A 23807-nucleotide genomic window follows, 5' to 3' on the forward strand; every position below is an offset into this window, starting at 1 on the left:
CTTCACTCTTTCTTGTTCGTCTACTTCGTAGTCATTTTTTTGCTGTGGGCTAAAAATTATCTCGCCTTTTTTTATGTATACGATTCCAAGTTGTGCGTGCCTATCTCATAATCTATTCGACGTTTTGAGCGTTTTTCCTGTTTTTAATCTCTACACGTATAAAAAAAACCGACAGAACCTGCTCTCCTTATTTTCGGAAGAACAGTATTTTAGTCGGTTCCAGCCTTATTTATAAAAAGTTCCCAGAACGTCCAGCTCTGATGAGCGCTCTATTCGAAATGGATAGATATAACCCTGATTCATTCGGGTAAATTTGCGACTCCACAGATCCAGTCCCGATGTGAACTGATAGGCCTGATATATAAACTTGGAGCAGTAATTACGCTCAATACTGCGCAGATTGGTCTGCAAACGGTAGAATTTTACCTGCTTGTAATGGTCATGTACCCACCCGGCTGCTTTCATTCCTGCCTCATTCAATCTGGAGCGGAATACAATGAAACGATCTCCTTCATAAAACCGCGTGAGATACCACTCTAATGAATCAGCAAAAACAGGCCCATAAGGGTGCACATGATACACCTTGCCGTCGAGACCGATAATGCCCATATGCCCGGCATAATATGTCGATTCCGAGCTTGGCGTGTACACAATATCCCCTGGCTCTAGCTTCATTTCGCCCAACACGTTAATTGGCAAGTCCTGATGAAGCCGTTTGGATGCTGAACGTTCACGCCGCCCTTCAACCAACAAGCGATGAAGGGCACCAGCAAGTGCGAGATATATTTCAGACCATTTGATCTTTTTTTTATCAGATCGTTTGAACCATCGCTGGATGAAGGCGAAACCTCGTTGTGGCTGTGATCCCTTTTTCATACGCTGCACTCCACTCTGATCTAGTTATCAATAACTTGTTGTTATTCTACAGTTTCTCAGGCTTATTATAGACATTTGGTAGTGTATATTCAATTCGGCAACCATTGTATCTGTTGAAATTATGCCTTCTTATTACCCATTTTATGCAAAAAAAGATGACTTCGGGATTAACCCGAAGTCATCTTACTCGTATCCAAATGTATACATTTATTCTTCTACAACACCAAGAGCTTTATTTTTCTCCTTAAAGCGGCTGTTATGGGAAGAAACATAAGCCACTTTCTCCGCTTCAGGGTCCATGTAAAGCTTCGCACTGTTTACCGCTAGGGCTGCATCAGTGAAAGTACCCGCAATCAGGTACAGTTTGCTACCATAATCTACAAAATCACCTGCGGCAAAAACACCAGGAATATTGGTTTGTAATCTCTCCGTTGTAGTGACATGCCATTCGCCAAGATCAAGTCCCCAATCCCGGATTGGACCAAAGTCACTCTTCATGCCGTGGTTTACAATGACAGCATCGACTTCAAGCAGTTCAGTTTCACCTGTGTCCACGTGTGAGATGGTCACCTGTTCAATCACATCACCACTCATACTATGTAGTGTCTCTACCGCGTAAGGTGTACGGACATCTACAGAGGATTCTCTCATACGCAGTACATTACGCTCCAACCCGCCAAAACGGTCACGACGATGCACAACCGTAACTTGCTCTGCCAGGGCTTCCAGTTCATTCGCCCAGTCCACAGCAGAGTCGCCTCCACCTGAAATCAGCACACGTTTACCACGGAATGGCTCCAGTTCCTGCACGGTATAGTGCAGATTGCTAACTTCGTAACGGTCTGCACCTTCAAGCTCCAACTTGGCCATTTTATATATGCCATATCCGATTGCCATAATGACGGTCCGTGTCCAGTGTTGCTCACCTGTTGCAGAAGTTAACAGAATTGTGCCATCAGGTTGACGCTCGAATCCTTCGATCTGTTGTTCAAATACGAGGGTTGGCTCAAAAGTTCTTGCCTGTTCTTCCAATTGTTTGATCAGATCTTCACACAGAATTGGCGTCACACCCCCGACATCCCAGATCATTTTCTCCGGATAAAAGAGCATGCGACCGCCCAATCTGTCACGTGCCTCAATCAACTTGGTCTTCATATCCCGCATGCCGCTATAAAAGGCAGAGTACATGCCCGCAGGGCCACCGCCGATAATGGTTACATCATAAAGTTCCAACTGCTGATTCATATTAAAAATACCTCCGTTAATTCGATCCAGAACATCGAGTATTTGATATCGATTCTCATTATCACTTAAATCCTAGTGTAATGGTAATCTTATCAAAATACAATGGCTAAAAAACAAACATTTCTTGTACAAAAATTCTATGAACACATTCTCTTTACTATTGCGCTCTTGGAGCCGCCAACAGCTTTTCAACGACAAAATCAAGTTGTTTATTAATTGAATAGATATCCGAATAATAGAAGAAATCGAAATCAATCTCAATCAGACGACCTTCCTTGATGGCAGGGATACTGCTCCATATTGGATTATCCGTCAAATTATCTGCCCCTTCATATACCGAGCGAAACACATAGTCTCCGATATATTCAGGAAGGACTTCCATGGAGATCGTGGAGCCTGCCGCGTCCGAAACCACGTCGATTTTTTTCTGTACGACTTCAGGTGCTTTCATTCCCAAGTACTCATATACCGCCTGAGATCCACGGCCAAATTGTTTGCTCTCTACAATAACCATACCTTTCAAACCGCCCTCCACAATGGAGATTGTTTTGTCCAGTATGCCTGCATCTGCAAGAGTTTTCTTACTCTCTTCAACTTTGTTATTGAGATTGGTGATTAACGTCTCGGCTTCCTGCTCTTTGCCAAAGATACTTGCTATATCATGAAGTCTCTCTTCTGTAGTCAATTTCTCATACGGAATATATACCGTAGGTGCAATATCTTTTAATAACGTATACGTCTCTTCTGAAGGAACAATGATCAGATCCGGATCAAGATCAATGACAGCTTCAGGATTCGGTTCAAACCAGGTACCCAATGCATTTACACCCTCTAGCTCACTCTTGTATGCAGCTCCGTCATATACATCTGAGGTAGCGATTGGCTTAACTCCAAGTGCGACGACATCCCCCTGGAGATACAATACAACAACCCGTTTTGGATTCGCTGGAACAACTACGTCACCCTTAACCGTCGAGACCGTGCGTGTTTCATTGTCTTTGTTCGTCTGGCTTCCTGTGTCTGATGATACTGCCGTACTGCTGTTATTGGAACTGGCACCCGTTCCTTCGCCAGCTGCTGGTGTTGTCGCTGTACCTGAAGAGCAGGCTGCGAGGAGCATCGTTATGCTCAATAATGCAACCATAATCATACTGGAACTTGTTTTTCTTCTTTTCATTGGTGTAGACCCTCCGTCTATATATTGATAATGATTCTCATAATCAATATATCCCGACTTCCATCTTCGGCCAATGGACGATTCAGAGATTACCAATGGACGATCCTCTGCTCTCGCTTCTTCTCTTATCTTTTGTTGATACTGAATCGGAGAGATCCCCACATGTTTTTTGAAGATACGACTAAAATAGTACACATCCGAATAACCCACTTCTGCTGCAATTTCACTCAGCGTTGCATCAGATCGTACAAGCAAATTCCGAGCCTTGGCGATTCGAGTCTGAATTAAATAATCAATGGGACTGTAACCCGTCTGTCGTTTGAATTGCATAGATAAATGTCGGGAGCTGTAGTTGAATTGTTCAGCAAGGAAATCAAGCGTGACCTGTTCTCTATAGTGCTTCTGTATATAACGAAGTGTTTGTTTCACCGGGTCAGCAAACTCTGTTTTGATCTCCTGATCTGCCAACTGAACCATCATTTCATGAATGAATTGGTAAAATAAACTTTTTGTATGAAGCAGATCCAGACTGCCAGAGTGAATCCATGCACCCTCAAGCTCATCAAGGTAACGTAACAACCCCAGCGGACTACTTGGCGTAAATCCATATTGCAAAGAGAACGGTGCAACTTCCGGCTTTGCCAATAACCACTTTTTACGATAACTGGGAAAGGCAAGGAATGCTCTGTAATAGAGCAGAATATATTCGAAATCTTCGTTGGTTTGGATATCCAGTGAAGATCCTTTGGCCCCATGAAGCATGTAGAACCGCTCTGCCTTGTATGTTTGTCCATTCAACTTAAGCACAGCCGATCCTCGTATTGTATATATAAAACCATTGGCCGGAAGTGTGTAGGAACTCAGTTGTGCCCCTGCCTCCATAACGATTCGGCGTATATCCAGAACCTTAATAGCGGCATGATTCCAGCATTTCATCTGTTCATCTAATTGCATTGAATACTCTCCAATCCCAGCCTCACCCGGAACAAAGGCCTTACAAGGTCATCATTCCGCCACACATCCGATAACATATGCGTAGCAGAGGTTCCTAATATACCTTTATTATAAATGATAATAATTTTCATTATCAACTGAAATTTAGAGTGGAATTGTATTTCATCTCGACAATTCCTTGTTACGCTTATTTTGATTCAGAGATCTCCGTAAACCACGCTGCCAATTGAGTAAGTTGGTCGGTTTGCGGGATCGCATGCAGGGCTCCATTCAGACCACCGAAGGAGAAACCCGCTTCGACCGACTTGTTCTGGAGATCAATCCTCCCGCAAATGATCTCGATCTTGGCAAATCAATGATGCTGGAAAATTCAGAACGCACCGTCTTTCAGGCAAGGCGAGAGACCGTCCAGGACATCAACTCCCAATTAAACAAGGTCAATCAGAAGATTGGGGAATTGGTAGAAGAGATCCATCAATCCGCGCCTAAAGAATCGGTCCAACCTCCCATCTCTGCAGCACCTGGGGAAGAAGATCAGGAGATTATTAACGAAAAGAAAACGGGAAGTAAAGAGCACCCATCAGATGGCGGAACCACAGATCAGGAATCAGGAAATGGTCCACAAACTACGGCTTCTGCATCTCCTGCTGCTTCATATCCATCCGTCGATATTCGAATCTGAGTACCCTTTGTTCAAACATACTTATATGTATACATAATGAGGTTGACGTGTTTTCGCAACAAAACAATCGACTCGCATCACATAATAGATAAACCGCTATTACAGGTGACTAACTCCTGATAAATAGCGGTTTTTCTTGTATCTTTAACGTTTGTAGCTGTAGTTACTATGAGTATTTCTTATCTTTAACACGGAGTACCAGTTGTATCATTTGCACAAATGATACTGCCAGCAATCGCTTTACAACCTTTTTTGATGCGTGTGGCCTCATCAATAATCTGATCTATGTTTTCATATTTTCGCTTGTTATTGGTTACAACGGCGATGGATACCGACACAAGAGGAATGGGCCGATTTAGCCCGGAACGTCCTTCCCCCAGAACATATTGATGATGCCAATCATGTTCGTTATAAAACGTCTTTTTCATTTCCTCAAAATCTGAGATGACTTCCTCACTAATATGTTTGTAATCATGGTGATTCAGGATCGTAATAAAATCATCCCCACCAATATGTCCAAGAAAAGCTTCAGGGGGAACAAATAACTTGCGAAGCAAGTTAGCTGTCGCCTGAATAAGCTGATCCCCCATTTTGAAGCCGTAGCTATCATTGTAGGATTTGAATTGATCGAGATCAACGTACAATACGCTAAAATGGTCCATCTGAAGAGCCTGAGACAGCCTTTCATCTATGATATGATTACCTGGAAGACCAGTCAGCGGGTTCATAAAAATCGCCATTTCAGCCCGTACATCAGCAACAGCGAGTAGCAAACGTCGAATACTCACAGCTCCAAAGAAACTTTCCCCTGACGTGACCAACACAAGATCATATATCTCCCCTTCATCTCGGTCCATGGCTAGAACACTGACATCTGTAATCTGTTCCGAATAATCCACGACCAGTGCCTGCGTGTTCATCACCAGTTCTACAGGACGTCCCATATACAGATTATAGCCGTACTGGGTGCCTATCTGCTGAAAGAATTGGGGCCGCATCATTAATGACACACCCTTCTCTCCCATAACAGCTATACCTTCCAGACTAGGATTGGACTTGAAAAGATGATAGACGATATCACATTTTGTATCAGATTGTACTACAGGAATTGGTTCAGCAATCTGGCCTATTTGCGTAAACATACTATTCTACTCCTCTGTTCGTAGCATCTAATCCAACTTTTTAAATATATATGTAGGTCTTTGTCAATGGTCACATCGTACCACTTTTTACTTGAAAAAGCGTTAACTGAGGGTAAAAGTTTATGAAAGATAATTTTTATCCCCATGATCTGTGTTATTTCGTTATGCAAAAATACCGTCAATTATTGGATATCTTCAATCCAATAAAATGACGGTATTCGTTGGCATTGTAGTTGCTCCGTGCTGCGTCATAATTGATATATTCCCACTGGTATCAAAAGCCTTTACTCCAAGAGAACAGCTCGTACCAGGATTCAGTCCTGTAAATGTATATCCACACTTGAACAATACATCTCCTTGTATTATATTCACATAATTGATTGTCTTTTCTTCATCTATCCAATCGATACGTACAGAATCCTTTTCATCTATGTAGGTATAATTTTTGTAACGCTACCATTCGGGCAAGCAATAAGACTATTATGTTTCTCTTCGTGGATCTCAGTACTCCCATGATTTCTGGAGTACCCATTAAGCTTTCTTTCCCTATAATCAAAATAGAATACTCTTTGTTATCAAACCTTTTTCCATTTGATAGATTTCCTTTTATCATGCCCCTTGTTATTCCTAAACCAGTAACTTCATTTATCCTTTAAATCGCATTCTTACCACTAGGACACTCCAACAGACTCAGTTTTTCGGATTCCCTTAATGCAACGATCGTTACACATACAATAGACGAACGATCTCTCATTCTCGAAGACGTGTTATTTCAATATCCCTCCACTTCAATATTTTCTAGCGTTGTAAATTCATTTTTATCAACATTAATGTTTTCATTGGCTTTCATTCATTAGTCCAACTTCATTAAATACTGCTCTATAGTGGACAAAAAGACCGCCAATTTAAAACATCAGCGGTCTTCTCATTGTATTATTTTATTATATTGCTCACCTGTTGCCCTTTTGAAAAGGGAATTACAGGTGAGCAATGACCATTTGATATTTTGTGTTTTAGGCTAAGAGAAGAATGTGACTACAATCTCAACCTTCTTGTTGTTGTTCTTGTTGTTGTCACTGTTTCCGTTGTTCTTGTTGTTTTTACTGTTGTTGTTGTCTTGATCCTTAAAACATCCTTTAATCTACTTTCCATAATCTTCCTCACAAAAAAGAATACTTTCTTGTAATATTGCATAGATTAATTTCCTCCTTGTTACAAAAGGAGATTGCTCACCATCCCATACTTTATTAAATTCTACCAGATGCGTTGCGAGAAAACAATTCACAGAATTAATTCTATTTAAGATTTATTAAATCTTGTACAACAAAAGCCAAAATCATGCTTAGTAGATAACTGAAATTGTGAAAATTGGAACAGCTACATTTTTCCTTATGTAAATTAATACCCAATAAATTTTTACATTACCAAATAATACGTATTATTACTATCATTGCTTATTAATGTCGCCTGCATTATACTCCTAATTATTGGTTCTAATATTAACTATATAGAATCGATAACCCATTTTGGAGATGGTGTAAATAAAAAATTTCGGAGGGAATTTAATTGTTTAAAAAGGCATCTTTAAAATCGTTTTTCCGTATTACTGCTCTAACTATGGCTTTCTTATTATTTGCTGTAACTGGTGCACAATCTTATTCGTTAGCCGCAGGTGTAGAAAAGTTGCAAAGTGATCAAGAAGTTGTAACCAGCACAGAGGATAATATTGTTCCAGAAACTGTTGCTGATGAAAGCTCAAATATCACAGAGGATGCACGCACCACAGACGATGAAAGTCAAAGTCAGAGTAACGTTGCAGAATCTCCGTCTAATGAAAACTACCATAATGTAAACATTGGCGACTTTGATATTATTGGAGAAGATGTTCCACTTGAAGAGTCGAAAGTAGCATGGGTACTCCCTTGGGTTGGTTGGGAAATCGGAAAAGTTATAGTTTGGCTGGCTGCTGGAGCCGCTGTTGGAGTAACTGTTATCGAAGGCTTTGTAGAAGCTAAAGCGTTTGTGAGTGAACTCACAAAGAGCAAACAGAAAGATAAACCTAAATATTATAGAGTTAAATACGATAAACTAAACCTGTATGTTGGTGCCCCATTGACAGATGACCAAGCTTTTTCAATCATTTCTAGCCCATATGGTGAAGTTTGGACACCAAGTTATAATGACGGTAGAATTCTCGCAGCTAAATTTGCAGGTAAAAATGGAAAAATCATCTCAGAAAATCATTCCAAGAAAAATTATAATGATACTCGCTATTTTTGGCATTTCCATGGAGAGAAGTCAAACGGAGTTCGCTCAGGACATATTTTTCAAGGAACTGAAGGTCAAATGGGACAGATACCAAAACCAAAATAATGAGCAATTAACGTAAAGCATATGATATTCTAGAAATACATATACCATCTCCAGAACTAAATGCTATATTTCGAGACAACTTCAGCAATTGCATGAAGTTGTCTTCTTAACCTAATTAATTTAAGAGAAGAGGATGAAGAAGAATTGCATATTAACATACAACAACTATATGAGCGATATCTCACCCTAAATATACCAAATCCTTTTTCATTAGAGCAAATTCACGATCACCTGACCAATAAATATCACGCTGAGAAAGTGGATCTTAGCCTTTTCTCAAATTTAAGTAGTGATCCTTATGCTGACTTCGATCAAGCTATTGCTGCGTATGTGTTCAAAGACAAGCGCGGAATTATTGAACTATTAAAACTGAACAACAAAGAGGAAATTTATGAGCCTTTAGAATTTGCTTGGATCATAAATTCAACAATACAGGGTTTTTCTCACATGCTATGTGTTGAGATAAGTGTACTACAAATAGAGATACCCAAGGAACAGATGGTTCTGGGAAACTTACTATTTGAAGAGTATCTGGTAGCTCTCTATTTAACTGGTCACATTTATTTTGAAAATGATCAATTAATTGACAAAGTGATAGCACGTTATAAAGAAGGTTACCGTCTCCGGTATTTTGGGAACCAAAACGGTGACGATACTTATCTGTGCAATTAAACTATAACCACTTTTGATGCTCTTTCACATTGAAAGAGCTATTTTATTAGTAGGCATGATTTTCTAGACAAATCAGCCCGTCGCGGTGGAAGTGTCAATTGTAAAAAAAGAATGTCATTATGATCTAACGCCCCTCCCCTAGTCCCTCAAAAGTGTTGTCTAATATGGATTAGACGACACTAAGGGCCTTATAATATCCATATTATATAAATAAATCTCTTAAAACACCTGATATAATTCGATTTCGCAATTTATTCATAAAAACTTAAAGTTCCAACTATATTTAGCATACTTCACATAAACAAATTAAACTGCATCAGAATATTGTTTTTTAACCATTTTTGTTTCTTTTATAAGATGGATATTCCCTGACAGTACCTTCAGCGTTTGCTCGTAGCTAGACAAGGTCTTACGATAAAGATTTTGGAATGAACAGTATAGCATAAAGTTATCTAACTGAAATTCATTATCATTCATAAAAATACCGTCCTTTACTGGATATCTTTAATCCAATAATTGACGGTATTCGTTGGCATATATTACAGAAGTTTATCGGCATGAAATGTCATTTGGTTAGAATCAAAACTGAATCCAAACTATACTTGCCAGCTCACAACTCCTGATCCTTTCAGCTTACCTTATGCTCAATTCTCAGCTTATCAGCAACCATCGCAATGAATTCCGAGTTTGTCGGCTTCGACTTGCTGATATTGATCGTGTAACCAAACAAGTGGCTGATGCTGTCGATGTTACCACGAGTCCATGCCACTTCAATGGCATGACGGATGGCACGTTCGACGCGGGACGGGGTGGTTTTGAATTTTTCTGCAATCGCCGGATACAGTGTTTTGGTGATGGCTCCCAAAATTTCGATATTGTTATACACCATCGTAATGGCTTCGCGCAAATACTGATATCCTTTAATATGCGCAGGAACACCGATTTCATGTATGATGGACGTAATATTTGCATCCAGATTTTTGTGTTTGCCCATTGGCACAACATTGGATGATTTCATGAACATGGATGATCCGCTGCTTGTGGACATCGCCGTCTGTGTTCCCACCAGTTGACGCACACGATTCGCAAGCACTTCCATGTCAAACGGCTTAAGAATATAATAAGAAGCTCCGAGTTGCACGGCACGCTGTGTGATATTCTCTTGTCCGAATGCCGTAAGCATAATGACTTTAGGCTGTGGAGACAGGTTCAGGTCGCGCAAGCGCTCAAGCACACCCAGTCCGTCCAGGTGAGGCATGATAATATCCAGAATCAATACATCCGGTACATCCCGAGTTTGCTCCAGCAATTGCAGTACTTCTTCTCCATTGTATGCAATACCGGTTACTTCCATATCTTCCTGCTCAGATATATATTCGGCAAGCAAATTCGTAAATTCACGATTATCATCGGCCAGCAATACCTCAATTTTTTGCAAAACGGTATCCTCCTTTAAATTAAACATCGTTTCGTACATTTCCTTACAGGTTAAATTTTCGACACAGCAAGTTAAATTCCTCCTGTCGAAAATTATTTTTCTTTATTTTTTTTTCTTGATCCTATATAATAAATAATTTATTTCATTATCCGATATATTATGTTTGCTTTCGACAAAAAAGAACCTCAGGGCTGTTTAGCCAGCCTTGAGGTTCTTATCGTTTTCCTTCTTCATCATAACGCCAGCATCTTGTAACATCCATTCAATGAAGCAACCGTAACCCGATTTGGGATCATTCACGAATACATGAGTAACTGCACCAATCAACTTACCATTTTGTACAATGGGGCTGCCACTCATCCCTTGAACGATACCTCCGGTCTTATCCAGCAGTTTCGGGTCCGTGATTCGAAGCACCAGACCTTTTGTTGCTGGTTCGGTTTGATCTGCCACATGAACAATGTCAATGGAGAAGCGTTCAACTTGTTGACCGTCAACCACGGTAAGTATTTCGGCCGGTCCTTCCTTGACTTCATGAGAAAAAGCTACGGGAATGCCTTTCGAATACAGACTGTGCTCAGGATTTCCGGACATTTTACCAAAGATACCAAAAGCCGTATTACGTTCAATATTGCCCAAAATTTTGCTTTCCTTGAGGAAATGAGCACGTTTTTCACCGGGATCACCGGTCTCACTTTTAGAAATGGACGTCACATTGGACTGAACAATCTGACCACTACCCACAACAATAGATGTTTGTGTGTTCATGTCTGTAATCACATGGCCCAGTGCGCCGTATACGCCCTGATCTGGAGCATAGAAGGTAAGTGTGCCAACACCGGCTGCAGAATCACGAATGTACAATCCAAGCCTCCACGCTTGATCCTCGGAGTCATACGCCGGAGTTAATCGTGTCTTCACCGTTTCCTTACCACGTTTTAACACAACATCAATACCTTTTTTACTTTTACCTGCAAGTTCAACGGCTTCAGAGACACCTGCCACGCCATCAAGGCGTTTACCATCCATATGCGTAATCAGATCTCCGAGCTTAATGCCAGCCGTTTCTCCTGGCGATACACGCTCATCCTGCCCAGAATGGACCAGATGATGACCTACCACCAGAATGCCTGCCGATTTAACTTTAACGCCAATCGTTTGACCACCGGGTACAACACGCAAATCCGGTATCACATTCACATGGACTGTTTTGACCGGAATTTTACCCCACAATTTCAACGTTAATTTGGCATGTCCCGTCTGTTGGGGGTGAAGATGCAAAGGTTGTTGCCTGGTAACATGCATCGCTGCCCGATCATCCAAACCAACGATATCAGGACGATCTACAACGGCGCTTGAAGCAGCAGGTACAGCGAGCCGGACATCCGCTTGCCTGCCAGCAAACACCTGTAATTCATCCGGCAGTGAAGCAAAACTTTGCACAGGCTGAATGGCCTGGCTAATCACACAAAGAAAGAAGGCAAATAAAAGACCTAGCAATTTCTTCCTGAGGGGGGAATTCAATGGCTGTCACACTCCCTTTGCTTCTTTCGCTTGACGAAAGGTGGTCGCCAATTGCGTACCTTTAAGATAACCTCGCCCCCAGGCTTTTATTACTGTCAATCATTACGCCAGCCGTCCGTTTCACCCTTTTTTGGCTTCCGCCAAATTCAGCATTTCCTGTGCGTGATGCAATGTTTTTTCTGTAATTTCCACGCCGCCCAGCATACGTGCCAATTCCTTCACTCTGCCTTCGTCTGACAGCGATTCCACCTGCGTCATCGTCCGTCCATCGTAGACATGTTTCTCAATGAGATACTGATGATCTGCCATACAAGCCACTTGTGGTAAGTGCGTTATTGAGAAAACCTGACAAGTCGAAGACAAGCGGAACAGTTTTTCCGCAATAGATTGAGCTGCTCTACCGCTAACTCCTGTATCAACTTCATCAAAAATCAATACAGGTATCCGGTCATGTCGCGCAAAGATACTCTTCATCGCCAGCATCATTCTCGACAACTCACCACCTGAAGCAATCTTGCCAAGTGGTCGTAATGGCTCGCCCGGGTTCGGTGAGATCAGGAATTCCGCATTGTCCGCACCCTGACGATTCAGACGAATACGACGTCCATTCCATTCAATGCCCTTTGGATCTTCGAAAGGAGTTATCTGAACACGCAGTGTAGTCCGCTCCATTTGCAGATCCTTGAGCTCGCTTTCCACCTGTGCAGCAAGTTCCTCGGCGCATTGTTTGCGAACCTTGCTGAGCTCTTCAGCAGACTCCATCACAAGGTTAAGCATTTTGTCACGTTCAGCTCGCAATTTCTCCAGCCGTTCGTCCTTGTTCTCCAGTTGGTCGGTTTCATGGCTAATCTGCTCATAATAACTCAGAATAACTTCAACACTGTCCCCGTATTTCCGTCTGAGGCCAGAAATCAGATTCAGCCTTTGCTCCACTTCTTCCAACCTTGCCGGATTAAATTCAATCTTCTCCCGGTAATCCCTTAACTGAAATGTCGCATCTTCCAATTGATAAAATGCGGATTGAAGCTGTTCTACGATTGGTTGCAGTCCTTTGTTATCATATCCAGAAATGTCTTCAATTCTTGAAAGGGCAATGCTCACAGCTTCAAGTCCGCGTTGACCACTGAGCAGATCATATGCACCAGCAACACTGTCCATCATTTTCTCACTATGGGATAGTTTGACCCGTTCTTCCCCGAGTAATTCATCCTCGCCTCGTGTAAGGCTTGCCGCTGCGATCTCCTCAAGCTGAAAGCGATACATGTCCAAGAGTTGATATGCCCGCTGACTGGACTCCTGAAGCGCACGCAGTTCCTTTTCCGCCGTGATAAACTTGCTGTAACGCTCTTGATACGTCGCTTTGACAGGTCCGATGACTTCCGAGCCATAAGTATCGAGAAGCCCCAGATGGCTCTCTGCACGCAGCAAACTCTGATGTTCATGTTGTCCATGAATATTGATCAGCTTCTCGCCTACTTCCCGCAGCATGGTCAGATTGACCAACTGTCCATTAATGCGGGACGTACTCTTCCCCTGTGTGTTCAGTTCACGTCGAATGACCAGATGCTCTTCAGGCTCACAATGGATACCCAGCTTCTCCAATGTCTGCCATACCGGATGACTCTGCTCCATCTCGAACAAGGCTTCCATCTCTGCCTTGTCACAGCCGTACCGGATCAGATCCGCTGAACTTCGTCCACCAGCAATTAAGCCAAGTGCATCTATAATAATCGACTTTCCTGCACCCGTTTCCCCTGAAAGTACATGGAATCCCGGATGGAATACAACGTCCACTTCTTCCACCACAGCCAGATTTCGAATCGATAACGTAACTAACATCTGCAAAAACACCTCCGGATGACTAACTCAGAAATTATGTTTTTGAACCATTGATTCAAGAGGTTGTTCAAAAAGTCCGCTTTTGATTACAAAGGATGCCTGGTGGCATCATCAGCATCGAATATGGAATTTAGCCGAAATGTCCGTTGCTCACATAGTTTTCCCTACGCTCCGCTACTCCATTTCTAGCTTCATCCCATCTTCTCGGTACTGAAAACCGATCTTTTTGAACACGCACTTTAAGCAATATAACCCATGATGCGTTCAATAACGGTCACGCTGTTACCTTCAGTCCGGCAGATAATCAGAATGGTATCATCTCCACAGATCGTGCCCATGACTTCATTCCACTCAATATTATCAAGCAAAGCTGCAATGGAGTTGGCTGTTCCTGGCAGACATTTCATCACAACTAGATTGTTTGTGTGATCAATGTGCAAGAAGTTGTCAACGAGTGCACGCTTCAACTTTTGAATCGGATTATATCGTTGATCTGTTGGCAAAGAGTATTTGTATCTTCCGTCATCCATTGGAATCTTGATTAACAGAAGTTCCTTGATATCCCGGGATACCGTCGCCTGAGTCACCTGAAAACCTGATTTGCGTAGTGCTTCAACCAGATCATCCTGGGTCTCAATTTCATTTTGACTAATGATTTCACGAATCTTGATGTGCCTTTGTCCTTTCATACATGCCTCCAGTTAAATGTATTGCAATAAAGCAGCATTTGTAATTCGCCGCAGACTTTGCCCTGCAATGTTCATTCTTTTATATTAGTCCAGATCATCCCCATCATACACATCTTCCTGATAGTCCATGAGCCTGATTAACTTAATATCGGAATCCTCCACGTCAACATACAGCAATCCTTCACAGCCAGGATATAACAACAGATAATTGAGGAAGCGATCCCTTAGCGCAGGGCCGGTCATTTCAATTGGCTGTCTGCGACGAGACGTTTTCACCAGGTATCTGAGATCCTCACGTTCTGCAACATAATCAATGAATAATCTGCTGTAATAAATGGATTCATTGGCCTCAAAAGCCAGAGGGACTTTCATTTTGCCACCAATGACTTCGTAACCCTGTGCTTCAAGCAAGTCCAATGCCGGGGAATCCTGAATCTTCACGTTCAGTTGCATTCCAGACAAGCTTACTGGCATCGGTCGATTCACCCAATTACGTAAGCCAAAGAACAACCACAAGATCAAACAGACAGCAAGTACACCTATAACGATTGTGTCATATTGACCATCCATTATCGCTCACCTCGAAGACATATTCGAGGTTCAGTAACGATTTCCCTTTACATCAATCACCTTTCCAGCGAAAAGAAACCCATCTTATGATGAGTTTCCCTTAAATGTATGAGCTGCTTCCTTTGCAACTTGCTCTGCAAGTGCGTCAAGTGAAGCTGGATCGATCTCTGGTTGTGTTGCCTCTGGTGCTTCCAGACGCCAATGTGCGAGAAATTCGATATTACCTTCTCCACCGGTTATCGGTGAAAAAGTTAAATTCTGCAGATGCAAACCAAGTTGACTGGCAAAATGAAGCATCGTCTGCAATACATCCTTGTGTACCTTCGTATCACGTACCACACCGGACTTGCCTACTTTTTCACGCCCTGCCTCAAATTGCGGTTTAATCAATGCAACGATATCTGCAGGTTGTTTCAAAAGAGCCAGAAGTGGCGGCAATATGATTCGCAGTGAAATGAACGACACATCAATGCTCGCAAAGTTCGGTACGGGACCTGCCAGATCTTCAGGAGTCACATAGCGGAAATTGGTTCGTTCCATTACAGTAACCCGTTCATCATTACGCAAAGACCAGTCGAGCTGATTATACCCCACATCAATAGCGTAGACGTGAGACGCGCCATGCTGAAGTGCACAATCCGTAAATCCACCGGTGGATGAACCAATGTCGAGCATGACAAGTCCATTCATATCAAGGCCGAAATGACGGATCGCTTTTTCGAGCTTCAATCCGCCTCTGCCGACGTAGGGATGTACCGAGCCTTTAACTTTCAGCTCGGCTTCCCTTGGAATTTTCATGCCCGCCTTTTCGATTGGCTCATTATTGGCATATACCAGTCCAGCCATGATTGCAGCTTTTGCCTTCTCACGACTTTCATAATAGCCCTGCTCAACCAGCAGAACATCAATTCGTTCTTTCGGGAGTGACATGTCTGTCTCCTATCATGTAAATTTACGAAGGAAAACGTGTTTTGGGTATGCCGTAAGATGATTGAACAGCCATCTTGCGCAGTTCAGCACATACATTTTCAACGGTAAGACCCACTTCCTCACGTTGTTCCTTAATACTGCCATGCTCGATGAAACGATCCGGAATCCCCATCAGTTGCACATGTACGTCATGCAGTCCCTGTTCTGCGTAGAATTCCAGAACCGCACTTCCCATGCTACCTGCTTGGGATGCTTCTTCAAGTATAATCAATTTGGTGCCTCGAACAGCTAGGTCACGCAGCATTTGCTCATCCAGAGGTTTGAGGAAGCGAGCGTTGATTACGCCTGCTGTAATCCCTTCCCGCTTCACCATCTCTGCTGCTTCTTCTGCAAGCTGTACCATCGACCCTGAAGCGATGACAGCATATCCTTCGGATGGACGCAGTTGCTCCCATAATCCGATCGGAATCGGAACAAGTACATCATCCAGAGGTACACCAACCACATTGTTTCGCGGATAACGGTAAGCAATTGGACCTTCATTATAATCAAGCGCCGTTTTCATCATGTGACGCAATTCATTTTCGTCTTTTGGCATCATCAGAACGATATTTGGAATATGGCGCATAAATGCCACATCATATACCCCTTGATGTGTTTCCCCATCCGGACCAACAAACCCGGCACGGTCAATGGCAAACATCACATTAGCGTTATGTCGGCAAATATCATGTACGATCTGATCATATGCACGTTGCATAAACGTAGAATACACGGCAAAGACCGGCTTCAAGCCTTCCATAGCCAGTGCAGCACACATGGTTGCCGCATGCTGTTCTGCGATCCCTACGTCAATCATGCGGTCAGGGAATTCCTTACTAAAAGGGATGAGACCTGATCCTGTAGGCATTGCTGGCGTTACAGCTACGACCCGCTTATCCTGCTTCGCAAGATCAATTAGTGTTTGACCAAACACTTCCGTGTACATCGGTTTTCCGACTGCCTTCAGCACTTGCCCAGATTCAATTTTGTACGGAGAAATCCCGTGCCACTTGTGCGAATCAGCTTCTGCTGGCTGATAACCTTTGCCTTTGGTCGTAAGCACGTGAACGAGCACAGGACCATCAACGTTATCTGCCTGTTTGAAGGTTTCAATCAATTTGGGAATATCGTGCCCATCAATCGGTCCCAAATACGTGAAGCCCAGTTCTTCGAAAAGAACACCTGGTACCATCATATATTTGACACTATCTTTGATCCAGCTTGCCGATTTGGCCAAACGGTCCCCAATAGCAGGAATTTTTTTAAGCATCCCCTCGACATCATCTTTCGCTTTCAGATAATGACGATCCGAACGAATCTTGCTCAAATATTTATGCATGGCCCCAACATTTGGAGCAATGGACATTTCATTATCATTCAGAATAACCATCAGTTTTCTCTGCTCATGACCGATATGATTAAGGGCCTCAAAAGCCATACCACCTGTAAGCGCTCCATCACCAATCATCGCGATAACTTGGTTGTTCTCACCCTTCAGATCACGTGCAAGAGCCATCCCCATCGCAGCGGACAATGAAGTACTGCTGTGTCCAGCTTCCCATACATCATGTTCACTTTCGTTGCGTTTGACAAACCCGCACAGGCCGTTATGTTGACGCAATGTATCAAAGCGATCCATACGCCCTGTCAGGACTTTATGCACATAAGCCTGATGCCCTACATCAAAAATCATTTTGTCTGCTGGACTGTTATAGCAGTAATGCAGGGCTACCGTGAGCTCAACCACGCCTAAGTTGGGTGCGAGATGCCCACCTGTAACAGACAGCTTCTCAATCAGAAACTGCCGGATCTCTGCCGACAAAAGGGCAAGATCATCCTGAGACATCGACTTTAGATCACTGGGTTGTTTAATTTGTGGAAGCAGCACGAGAATCTCCCCGCTTTCCTAGATTGTTTAGTTATTGTTGTAAATCGATATATACATTATGAATCAAATGACATTAAATCATTATAACATAAAAGAACAAGAATCATAATTTACTGCACTATACTCCCGATAACGAGCATTCTCGCCAGCAAGTTATTTAAAATTCTTCTCCATATGTATTCCCGCATCCATTCGGGACAGACTTTTTCCATCCACTCGGAAAAAGGACATTACATTCATTACACGGTTATACAGGTTTTGAAACAGACCGCTCCGTCAGAATCTAATGGTCACGACTCATCAGATAATCCGCAATTTCCAGCAATCTGGATGAATCAGGTAACTCGGCTCTTTCAAGTGCATCTTTTGCAGATTGGGTAAGGGATTTCACTTCCTCTACAGAAGCCTCCATGCCGATAAAATAAGGATACGTTACCTTCTGCTGATTCACATCGCTCTGTGTTTTCTTGCCCATCTTCTGCTCGTCGCCCGTCAGGTCGAGAATATCATCCTGAATCTGGAACGCCAGCCCCAGATCACGTCCAAACACACGCAGTGCTTCCAATTGTCCTTCCGTTGCTCCACCGATTCGTGCTCCAGCAATGAGTGAGAAAACAATCAGGTCACCCGTTTTGTGCAAATGAATATATTGGAGCTGTGCAAGATCAGTCATGCCCTGCTCGCCTTCCATATCCGCAACTTGACCGCCGACCATCCCTCTTGCTCCAGCAAGTTCGGACATGTCCTCTACGATGGACAGCAACGCATCTGCCGCCACACCACTACGGCGTCCAGCTTGAACAATGCTATAAAAAGCATGGGTTAACAGCGCATCCCCTGCCAATATGGCTGTTGCCTCACCATATACCTTGTGATTGGTTAATTTTCCTCTACGGTAATCATCATTATCCATAGCAGGCAGGTCGTCGTGGATCAGTGAATACGTATGAACCATCTCCACGGCGCAGGCTACCGGCATTGCAGCTGTACGCTGTGCACCGAAGGCTTCCGCCGCAGCAACGACCAGAAGAGGACGAAGGCGTTTGCCTCCGGCCATGAGTGAGTACTGCATCGCATCCGTCAGCGATTGGGGTACATCCCAGTGATCGGGAAGCGTATGTTTCAACGCTTCCGTCACCTCAGCTGTGACCTCTTCGAGGTATGCTTGAAACGAAGGACGATTACTCATGGACTTCACCGCTCTCATCGTCAGCAGTTCCGAAAGGCTTCTTGCGAAGCTCTCCATCTTCTTCTACGATCATTTCGATCTTGCGTTCCACTTGTTCCAGCTTCAAACCGCAAAGTTGCGAAAGTTTCATCCCGCGCTGAAACAGATCGATGGCCTGTTCCAACGGAACATCACCATGTTCCAGCTGACCTACGATGTCTTCCAATGCCGCCATTGCCTCTTCAAAATTCAATTCCGGTTCATTCGCCATGGGTATTGTCGTCCTCCTTCATTACCCAAACCTGACAGTCCAGCTGTCCGTCTGTTAATTTAATCTTAATTGAATCTCCAGGCTGTACATCCTTCGTTGACTTGATCAATCGCTGTTCTTGCTCGTCATAGACAAGGCTATATCCCCGTGACATGACTTTAAGTGGGCTAAGCGCATCCAGATGCCGCACAGATGATTTCCACTGTTGCTGCTTCGATCTGGTTATAGACCTGATCGCAAGTTCAAGTTGTCTGCGTGCTGCCGCATTCTCACGGCGTGCTGCATTGACCTGCTCACGAGGATTGAATCGTTGCAGTGCTGCCCTCAGACGCTCCTGCTTCTCTCCTGTCCATTTCATACGCGTATCCACTGTTCTCAAAAGCCGTTGGTGCATCATATCCAGTCGTTCCGTATGCTGCATCAAGGTACGTCTTGGATGAACCAGCACTGGCGAACGCTGTAATCTTGCGAGCCGTTCGCGATTATGTACAGCACGCTGACGCAAGCTATGCTGTAACTGGCGCTGACGTTGTCCAATCTGATCAAGCAACTCAGCTCGATTAGGTACAGCTAATTCAGCAGCTGCTGTAGGTGTAGCCGCACGCAAATCGGCTGCAAAATCAGCAATAGTGAAGTCCGTTTCGTGCCCAACCGCAGAAATGACAGGAATATCCGAAGCAACTATTGCTCTTGCCACAATCTCCTCATTAAAGGCCCACAACTCCTCCAGTGAACCGCCTCCGCGTCCAACGATAAGTACGTCAGCTTCTCCCATCCGGTTCAAGTTGGCAATCGCTTTGACGATGGAAGGTGCTGCACCTTTGCCTTGTACCAGAACAGGATACAAAACAACTTTGGCAGAAGGGTATCTACGCTGAAGTGTGATCATGATGTCTCGCACCGCCGCTCCCGTCGGTGAAGTTACAACCCCGATGGTCTGTGGATAACGAGGGATCTGTCTTTTTCGCGAAGGTGAAAATAACCCTTCACCCTCGAGCTTTTTCTTCAGCTGTTCGTAAGCCAGATACAGACTTCCAATTCCGTCCGGCTGCATATGGGTAGCGTAGAATTGATACTGCCCATCCCGTTCATATACCGAGACATTACCACGGGCAATAACCCTTGCACCCTCCTTCGGTACAAAAGGTAATCGCTGGTTATGGGACGCAAACATTATTGACTTGATTCGGCTGTCCTTGTCCTTCAATGTAAAATACATATGGCCGCTGGAGTGATGCGTGAAATTCGAAATCTCCCCGCGCAGCCAGACGTCCGACAGGACCTGATCCGATTCCAGTTTCATCCGGATGTATCGGTTCAGGTCTTTGATGGAGTATATCTTCTGATCTGCCACAGACAAAACCCTAGGCCAATCCGTGAGCGCGCTTGGCAGCGATCAATGTATTTTGCATCAGCATTGTGATTGTCATCGGACCAACACCACCAGGAACGGGTGTAATTGGACCAGAAACTTCTTTCACGCTCTCGAAATCGACGTCTCCTGCCAGTTTGCCATTCTCCAAACGGTTCATGCCGACATCAATAACCACAGCACCCGGTTTCACAAAATCAGCATCCACAAAATTAGCACGGCCGATGGCTACAACTAAAATGTCCGCCTGACGCGTAATTTCTTTCATGTTGGCTGTACGGGAATGACACATGGTTACCGTCGCATTCTCACGTTGCAGTAACAGCGATACCGGTTTGCCGACAATGTTGCTTCTTCCGATGACCACTGCATGTTTACCGGACATTTCCAGTCCAGTACGTTTGATCAGCTCAATTACACCCGCTGGGGTACATGGAAGCAGACTATCGTCACCAATAACAAGATTACCAACATTGACTGGATGGAATCCGTCTACGTCTTTATCCACGGCAATTGCATCAATGACCGCTTTCTCTTCGATATGTTTCGGTAATGGGAGTTGAACCAAAATTCCGTTAATGGATTGTTGATTGTTCAGCTTGTCCACCAGCGCAAGCAGATCCTCTTGGGACGTGTCTGCATCCAAGCGATGCACTTCAGAGTAGAAACCGAGGTCGTGACATGCTTTTTCTTTATTACGCACATATACTTGGGATGCCGGATCTTCCCCGACGAGCACAACAGCCAGACCAGGTACTACCCCCTGTTCGCTAAGCTGTTTTACTTCTGTTGTCATGCTTGCGCGGATCTCTTGGGATACTTCTTTACCGTTAATAATAGATGCTGTCATTGTACTCTCTCTCCCTTATGTGAATATAAATTTAGAGGTTGTTCAAATAGTTAATCATAACTTAAGATAATTTTGCTTTAATCGCGTCAACTTCCTGAATCATGCGTCCAAGTACGCCATTGACGAACTTACCGGATTCTTCTGTACCAAAATATTTGGACAACTCAATTGCTTCATTGACAGATACCTTTGCCGGAATGTCATCACGAAACACCATTTCATACGTAGACAGTCGTAGAATCTGGCGATCTACACGTGACAGACGGCTAATCTGCCAACCTTTCAAATAATCAACAAGCAGCCCGTCAATTGCTTCCTTATTGTTCCAGGCTCCTTGTACAATCTCAGTAACATAAGTACGCATTACATCTGCATCGCGGATAACTACTTCAGTTTCATTATCCTCAGCGGCTTCATTGATTAACATGTTTACAGCTTCTGCTGCACCCACCTCATTCATTTCCATCTGATACAGACTTTGTACTGCAATTTCCCTTGCCAAACGTCTTTTCATGTCCTGCCTCCTGCAGCGCTCCGTCTGGAGCGTCATCATGCTTATTTTATAATCCATGCATCCATCTCATCAAATCCAGTATCGGTTGAATCAATGGCTTCCATGGTATTGTTATTGTTATCCCTTTTCACAAAAAAACCTGCAATACGTTTCCTCCAAAATACGGGCAACCTAAATTACAGCTCTATTTTCGGAAGAAACATATTGCAGGGTTCAGGTAGGTCACTTAAACGGACGCCAGCGATCGCCAAGCCATTGTCCCCACTCCCTCCAGGGAATGGACGAACCCAGCTTTGAATCGCTTCGTCTGCCTAATGTATAACCGATGAACACCAAGAGTGCAAAGAACAACATATCCCAAAAACCGATCCATACATAAAGAAATCCAAAAAAGATGCCGCCGATAATTCCGGTAATTCGGCCTCTGTGACTATCCCAAATCTCTTTCCACAGCATCAGTGAAACTCACCTCATTCCACTCGACTCTTGTAGTTAGGCGACTGGGTTACATTAGCGATATACACCGTGACAAAAGAAACCGGGATGCCCGTAATCTCTTGTACATGATCATGTATCGCCTTTTGCAGATCAGAAGTCAGCGCAGGAATAGGTGTCTCACCATCCACTACCGCACGGATCATAATCTCCAGTCCTGACTCAACCACGCGTATGCGTGCCTTGACATCACGTACTCCCCGGAAACGGGAAGTTGCCTTCAAACAGAGATTCTCAATCGTCTCCATCGAAATCTGTACATCACCAAATTCAGTACGTTGATCTACAGACGGCAACGATGCACGCTCACGCCGAACCGAGATGTAGAAAAATCGCAAACTCAGGATAAACAAAATCGCTGCTGCAATAACAGACGCAACAATAACGTTTTGTTCCTGCTGGTAATTCAATTCGTAAGGCAGCACACCGCTAATCAGAAGAATGACGGCTGCCGATATTGCTCCAACGCTTATGCTGTATATAAACAACAGAAGCCGATCCAGTATTTTAGCCACGAACTGCACAGCCTCCCTTGCTCACTAACATTACTTAACCAGTTCACTAGCAAAAAATCAGATCCTCATCTAGCTTTCGCTATAATGAAGACCTGTCCAAGACGGGATAACCCCCGGCAGACGATGCCGGGGGAATCTGTCTTCTTTTATTTTACGCGCTGACTGTTCAGGTCGATCTCTTCCACTTTCTCGGTGCTCTTGAACTGAACGTCATGAATGTGCACATTCACTTCATTCACATTCAATCCTGTCATGTTCTCGATGGAACGTTTCACGTTCTGTTGAATCTCCGTAGCTACTTGTGGCAGACGGTATCCGTACTCGATAATTACGGAAACATCAACTGCCGCTTCACGTTGGCCCACTTCAACTTTAACGCCTTTGGAAAGGTTTTTGCGACCAAGCAATTCAGCAAATCCGCCAGCGAATCCGCCACTCATGCCTGCAACACCTTTCACTTCAAGGGTTGCTAATCCAGCAATTACTTCAATAACTTCAGGTGCGATCTGGATTTCACCGATATCCGTTCGTTCAAATTCAGTCGGTAGTGTACTCATAACTGTTCAACACACCTTTCGCGA

The 23807-nt window shown here is 43.7% G+C and carries 23 protein-coding genes; 3 read left to right on the forward strand and 20 right to left on the reverse strand.

Features of this window, described 5'->3' with window-relative positions; translation table 11 throughout:
- Positions 1 to 225: 225 nt before the first annotated feature.
- From MKZ13_RS19880 to MKZ13_RS19890, 3 genes are all read right to left on the reverse strand, one after another.
- Positions 226 to 876 (reverse strand): hypothetical protein, encoded by a 651-nt coding sequence (locus MKZ13_RS19880; protein WP_339177605.1) that lies wholly within the window; start codon positions 874 to 876, stop codon positions 226 to 228.
- 207 nt (positions 877 to 1083) lie between these two features.
- Positions 1084 to 2121 carry an NAD(P)/FAD-dependent oxidoreductase gene (locus tag MKZ13_RS19885; protein WP_017687612.1) on the reverse strand — a complete coding sequence of 346 codons (1038 nt, stop codon included), beginning with the start codon at positions 2119 to 2121 and terminating at the stop codon, positions 1084 to 1086.
- Positions 2122 to 2278: 157 nt separating this feature from the next.
- Positions 2279 to 4252 carry a helix-turn-helix domain-containing protein gene (locus MKZ13_RS19890; protein ID WP_339177608.1) on the reverse strand — a complete coding sequence of 658 codons (1974 nt, stop codon included), beginning with the start codon at positions 4250 to 4252 and terminating at the stop codon, positions 2279 to 2281.
- Between the two features lie 226 nt (positions 4253 to 4478).
- Here MKZ13_RS19890 and MKZ13_RS19895 point away from each other — a divergent pair, with 226 nt between their 5' ends.
- The gene (locus MKZ13_RS19895; protein ID WP_339177611.1) at positions 4479 to 4934 is read left to right on the forward strand and encodes a hypothetical protein; all 456 of its coding nucleotides are present in this window, start codon (positions 4479 to 4481) and stop codon (positions 4932 to 4934) included.
- Between the two features lie 185 nt (positions 4935 to 5119).
- Here the strand turns inward: MKZ13_RS19895 and MKZ13_RS19900 are convergent, their stop codons facing one another.
- Both MKZ13_RS19900 and MKZ13_RS19905 read right to left on the reverse strand, forming a co-directional pair.
- Positions 5120 to 6076, reverse strand: a complete 957-nt coding sequence (locus MKZ13_RS19900; RefSeq protein WP_339177613.1) for a GGDEF domain-containing protein — start codon at positions 6074 to 6076, stop codon at positions 5120 to 5122.
- A gap of 1035 nt (positions 6077 to 7111) precedes the next feature.
- Positions 7112 to 7270 (reverse strand): hypothetical protein, encoded by a 159-nt coding sequence (locus tag MKZ13_RS19905; protein WP_339177615.1) that lies wholly within the window; start codon positions 7268 to 7270, stop codon positions 7112 to 7114.
- A 372-nt stretch (positions 7271 to 7642) separates the two neighbouring features.
- Here MKZ13_RS19905 and MKZ13_RS19910 point away from each other — a divergent pair, with 372 nt between their 5' ends.
- Positions 7643 to 8449, forward strand: a complete 807-nt coding sequence (locus MKZ13_RS19910) for a hypothetical protein (RefSeq protein ID WP_339177617.1) — start codon at positions 7643 to 7645, stop codon at positions 8447 to 8449.
- A 144-nt stretch (positions 8450 to 8593) separates the two neighbouring features.
- Positions 8594 to 9121 (forward strand): pyruvate kinase, encoded by a 528-nt coding sequence (locus MKZ13_RS19915; RefSeq protein ID WP_100527191.1) that lies wholly within the window; start codon positions 8594 to 8596, stop codon positions 9119 to 9121.
- Between the two features lie 628 nt (positions 9122 to 9749).
- On the opposite strand, the gene spo0A is transcribed toward MKZ13_RS19915, so the two are convergent.
- From spo0A to MKZ13_RS19990, 15 genes are all read right to left on the reverse strand, one after another.
- Complete coding sequence (gene spo0A, locus MKZ13_RS19920; protein ID WP_036614349.1) at positions 9750 to 10559, reverse strand: sporulation transcription factor Spo0A; 810 nt, start codon at positions 10557 to 10559, stop codon at positions 9750 to 9752.
- Positions 10560 to 10754: 195 nt separating this feature from the next.
- Positions 10755 to 12083, reverse strand: coding sequence for a SpoIVB peptidase (gene spoIVB, locus MKZ13_RS19925; protein WP_339177621.1), 1329 nt, complete (start codon positions 12081 to 12083; stop codon positions 10755 to 10757).
- A gap of 120 nt (positions 12084 to 12203) precedes the next feature.
- Positions 12204 to 13922: a DNA repair protein RecN gene (gene recN, locus MKZ13_RS19930; protein ID WP_076215806.1), complete on the reverse strand. Its 1719-nt coding sequence runs from the start codon at positions 13920 to 13922 to the stop codon at positions 12204 to 12206.
- A 239-nt stretch (positions 13923 to 14161) separates the two neighbouring features.
- Complete coding sequence (argR, locus tag MKZ13_RS19935) at positions 14162 to 14611, reverse strand: transcriptional regulator ArgR (protein WP_017687604.1); 450 nt, start codon at positions 14609 to 14611, stop codon at positions 14162 to 14164.
- An 84-nt stretch (positions 14612 to 14695) separates the two neighbouring features.
- Positions 14696 to 15181 (reverse strand): hypothetical protein, encoded by a 486-nt coding sequence (locus MKZ13_RS19940; protein ID WP_339177624.1) that lies wholly within the window; start codon positions 15179 to 15181, stop codon positions 14696 to 14698.
- An 84-nt stretch (positions 15182 to 15265) separates the two neighbouring features.
- Entirely contained in the window at positions 15266 to 16111 is an 846-nt protein-coding gene (locus MKZ13_RS19945) for a TlyA family RNA methyltransferase (RefSeq protein ID WP_237174550.1), read from the reverse strand.
- A gap of 22 nt (positions 16112 to 16133) precedes the next feature.
- Positions 16134 to 18041, reverse strand: coding sequence for a 1-deoxy-D-xylulose-5-phosphate synthase (gene dxs / locus MKZ13_RS19950; protein WP_339177629.1), 1908 nt, complete (start codon positions 18039 to 18041; stop codon positions 16134 to 16136).
- Positions 18042 to 18324: 283 nt separating this feature from the next.
- Positions 18325 to 19248 carry a polyprenyl synthetase family protein gene (locus MKZ13_RS19955; RefSeq protein WP_339177631.1) on the reverse strand — a complete coding sequence of 308 codons (924 nt, stop codon included), beginning with the start codon at positions 19246 to 19248 and terminating at the stop codon, positions 18325 to 18327.
- A complete protein-coding gene (gene xseB / locus MKZ13_RS19960; RefSeq protein ID WP_017687599.1) occupies positions 19223 to 19480 on the reverse strand; it encodes an exodeoxyribonuclease VII small subunit in 258 nt (85 codons plus the stop codon). Before xseB ends, MKZ13_RS19955 begins: the two co-directional genes overlap by 26 nt.
- A complete protein-coding gene (xseA, locus tag MKZ13_RS19965) occupies positions 19470 to 20834 on the reverse strand; it encodes an exodeoxyribonuclease VII large subunit (RefSeq protein WP_339177634.1) in 1365 nt (454 codons plus the stop codon). Before xseA ends, xseB begins: the two co-directional genes overlap by 11 nt.
- Positions 20835 to 20844: 10 nt before the next feature.
- Positions 20845 to 21702, reverse strand: coding sequence for a bifunctional methylenetetrahydrofolate dehydrogenase/methenyltetrahydrofolate cyclohydrolase FolD (gene folD, locus MKZ13_RS19970; RefSeq protein WP_017687597.1), 858 nt, complete (start codon positions 21700 to 21702; stop codon positions 20845 to 20847).
- 61 nt (positions 21703 to 21763) lie between these two features.
- Positions 21764 to 22216, reverse strand: a complete 453-nt coding sequence (gene nusB, locus MKZ13_RS19975) for a transcription antitermination factor NusB (RefSeq protein WP_017687596.1) — start codon at positions 22214 to 22216, stop codon at positions 21764 to 21766.
- Between the two features lie 222 nt (positions 22217 to 22438).
- Positions 22439 to 22672: a DUF2273 domain-containing protein gene (locus tag MKZ13_RS19980; protein ID WP_017687595.1), complete on the reverse strand. Its 234-nt coding sequence runs from the start codon at positions 22670 to 22672 to the stop codon at positions 22439 to 22441.
- 14 nt (positions 22673 to 22686) lie between these two features.
- Entirely contained in the window at positions 22687 to 23226 is a 540-nt protein-coding gene (gene amaP, locus MKZ13_RS19985) for an alkaline shock response membrane anchor protein AmaP (RefSeq protein ID WP_017687594.1), read from the reverse strand.
- A 146-nt stretch (positions 23227 to 23372) separates the two neighbouring features.
- Positions 23373 to 23783, reverse strand: a complete 411-nt coding sequence (locus MKZ13_RS19990) for an Asp23/Gls24 family envelope stress response protein (RefSeq protein ID WP_017687593.1) — start codon at positions 23781 to 23783, stop codon at positions 23373 to 23375.
- Positions 23784 to 23807: the final 24 nt, after the last annotated feature.

Origin of the sequence: Paenibacillus sp. FSL R5-0701 (assembly GCF_037973995.1) — a bacterium.
Lineage (GTDB): Bacteria > Bacillota > Bacilli > Paenibacillales > Paenibacillaceae > Paenibacillus.

What these genes read in the sequence shown, in the direction of transcription:
- MKZ13_RS19880 (WP_339177605.1), bottom strand. Translation starts at nt 876, where the DNA reads ATGAAAAAGGGATCACAGCCACAACGAGGTTTCGCCTTCATCCAGCGA.
- MKZ13_RS19885 (WP_017687612.1), bottom strand. Translation starts at nt 2,121, where the DNA reads ATGAATCAGCAGTTGGAACTTTATGATGTAACCATTATCGGCGGTGGC.
- MKZ13_RS19890 (WP_339177608.1), bottom strand. Translation starts at nt 4,252, where the DNA reads ATGCAATTAGATGAACAGATGAAATGCTGGAATCATGCCGCTATTAAG.
- MKZ13_RS19900 (WP_339177613.1), bottom strand. Translation starts at nt 6,076, where the DNA reads ATGTTTACGCAAATAGGCCAGATTGCTGAACCAATTCCTGTAGTACAA.
- MKZ13_RS19905 (WP_339177615.1), bottom strand. Translation starts at nt 7,270, where the DNA reads ATGCAATATTACAAGAAAGTATTCTTTTTTGTGAGGAAGATTATGGAA.
- recN (WP_076215806.1), bottom strand. Translation starts at nt 13,922, where the DNA reads ATGTTAGTTACGTTATCGATTCGAAATCTGGCTGTGGTGGAAGAAGTG.
- argR (WP_017687604.1), bottom strand. Translation starts at nt 14,611, where the DNA reads ATGAAAGGACAAAGGCACATCAAGATTCGTGAAATCATTAGTCAAAAT.
- MKZ13_RS19940 (WP_339177624.1), bottom strand. Translation starts at nt 15,181, where the DNA reads ATGGATGGTCAATATGACACAATCGTTATAGGTGTACTTGCTGTCTGT.
- MKZ13_RS19945 (WP_237174550.1), bottom strand. Translation starts at nt 16,111, where the DNA reads ATGTCACTCCCGAAAGAACGAATTGATGTTCTGCTGGTTGAGCAGGGC.
- MKZ13_RS19955 (WP_339177631.1), bottom strand. Translation starts at nt 19,248, where the DNA reads ATGAGAGCGGTGAAGTCCATGAGTAATCGTCCTTCGTTTCAAGCATAC.
- xseB (WP_017687599.1), bottom strand. Translation starts at nt 19,480, where the DNA reads ATGGCGAATGAACCGGAATTGAATTTTGAAGAGGCAATGGCGGCATTG.
- folD (WP_017687597.1), bottom strand. Translation starts at nt 21,702, where the DNA reads ATGACAGCATCTATTATTAACGGTAAAGAAGTATCCCAAGAGATCCGC.
- nusB (WP_017687596.1), bottom strand. Translation starts at nt 22,216, where the DNA reads ATGAAAAGACGTTTGGCAAGGGAAATTGCAGTACAAAGTCTGTATCAG.
- MKZ13_RS19980 (WP_017687595.1), bottom strand. Translation starts at nt 22,672, where the DNA reads ATGCTGTGGAAAGAGATTTGGGATAGTCACAGAGGCCGAATTACCGGA.
- MKZ13_RS19990 (WP_017687593.1), bottom strand. Translation starts at nt 23,783, where the DNA reads ATGAGTACACTACCGACTGAATTTGAACGAACGGATATCGGTGAAATC.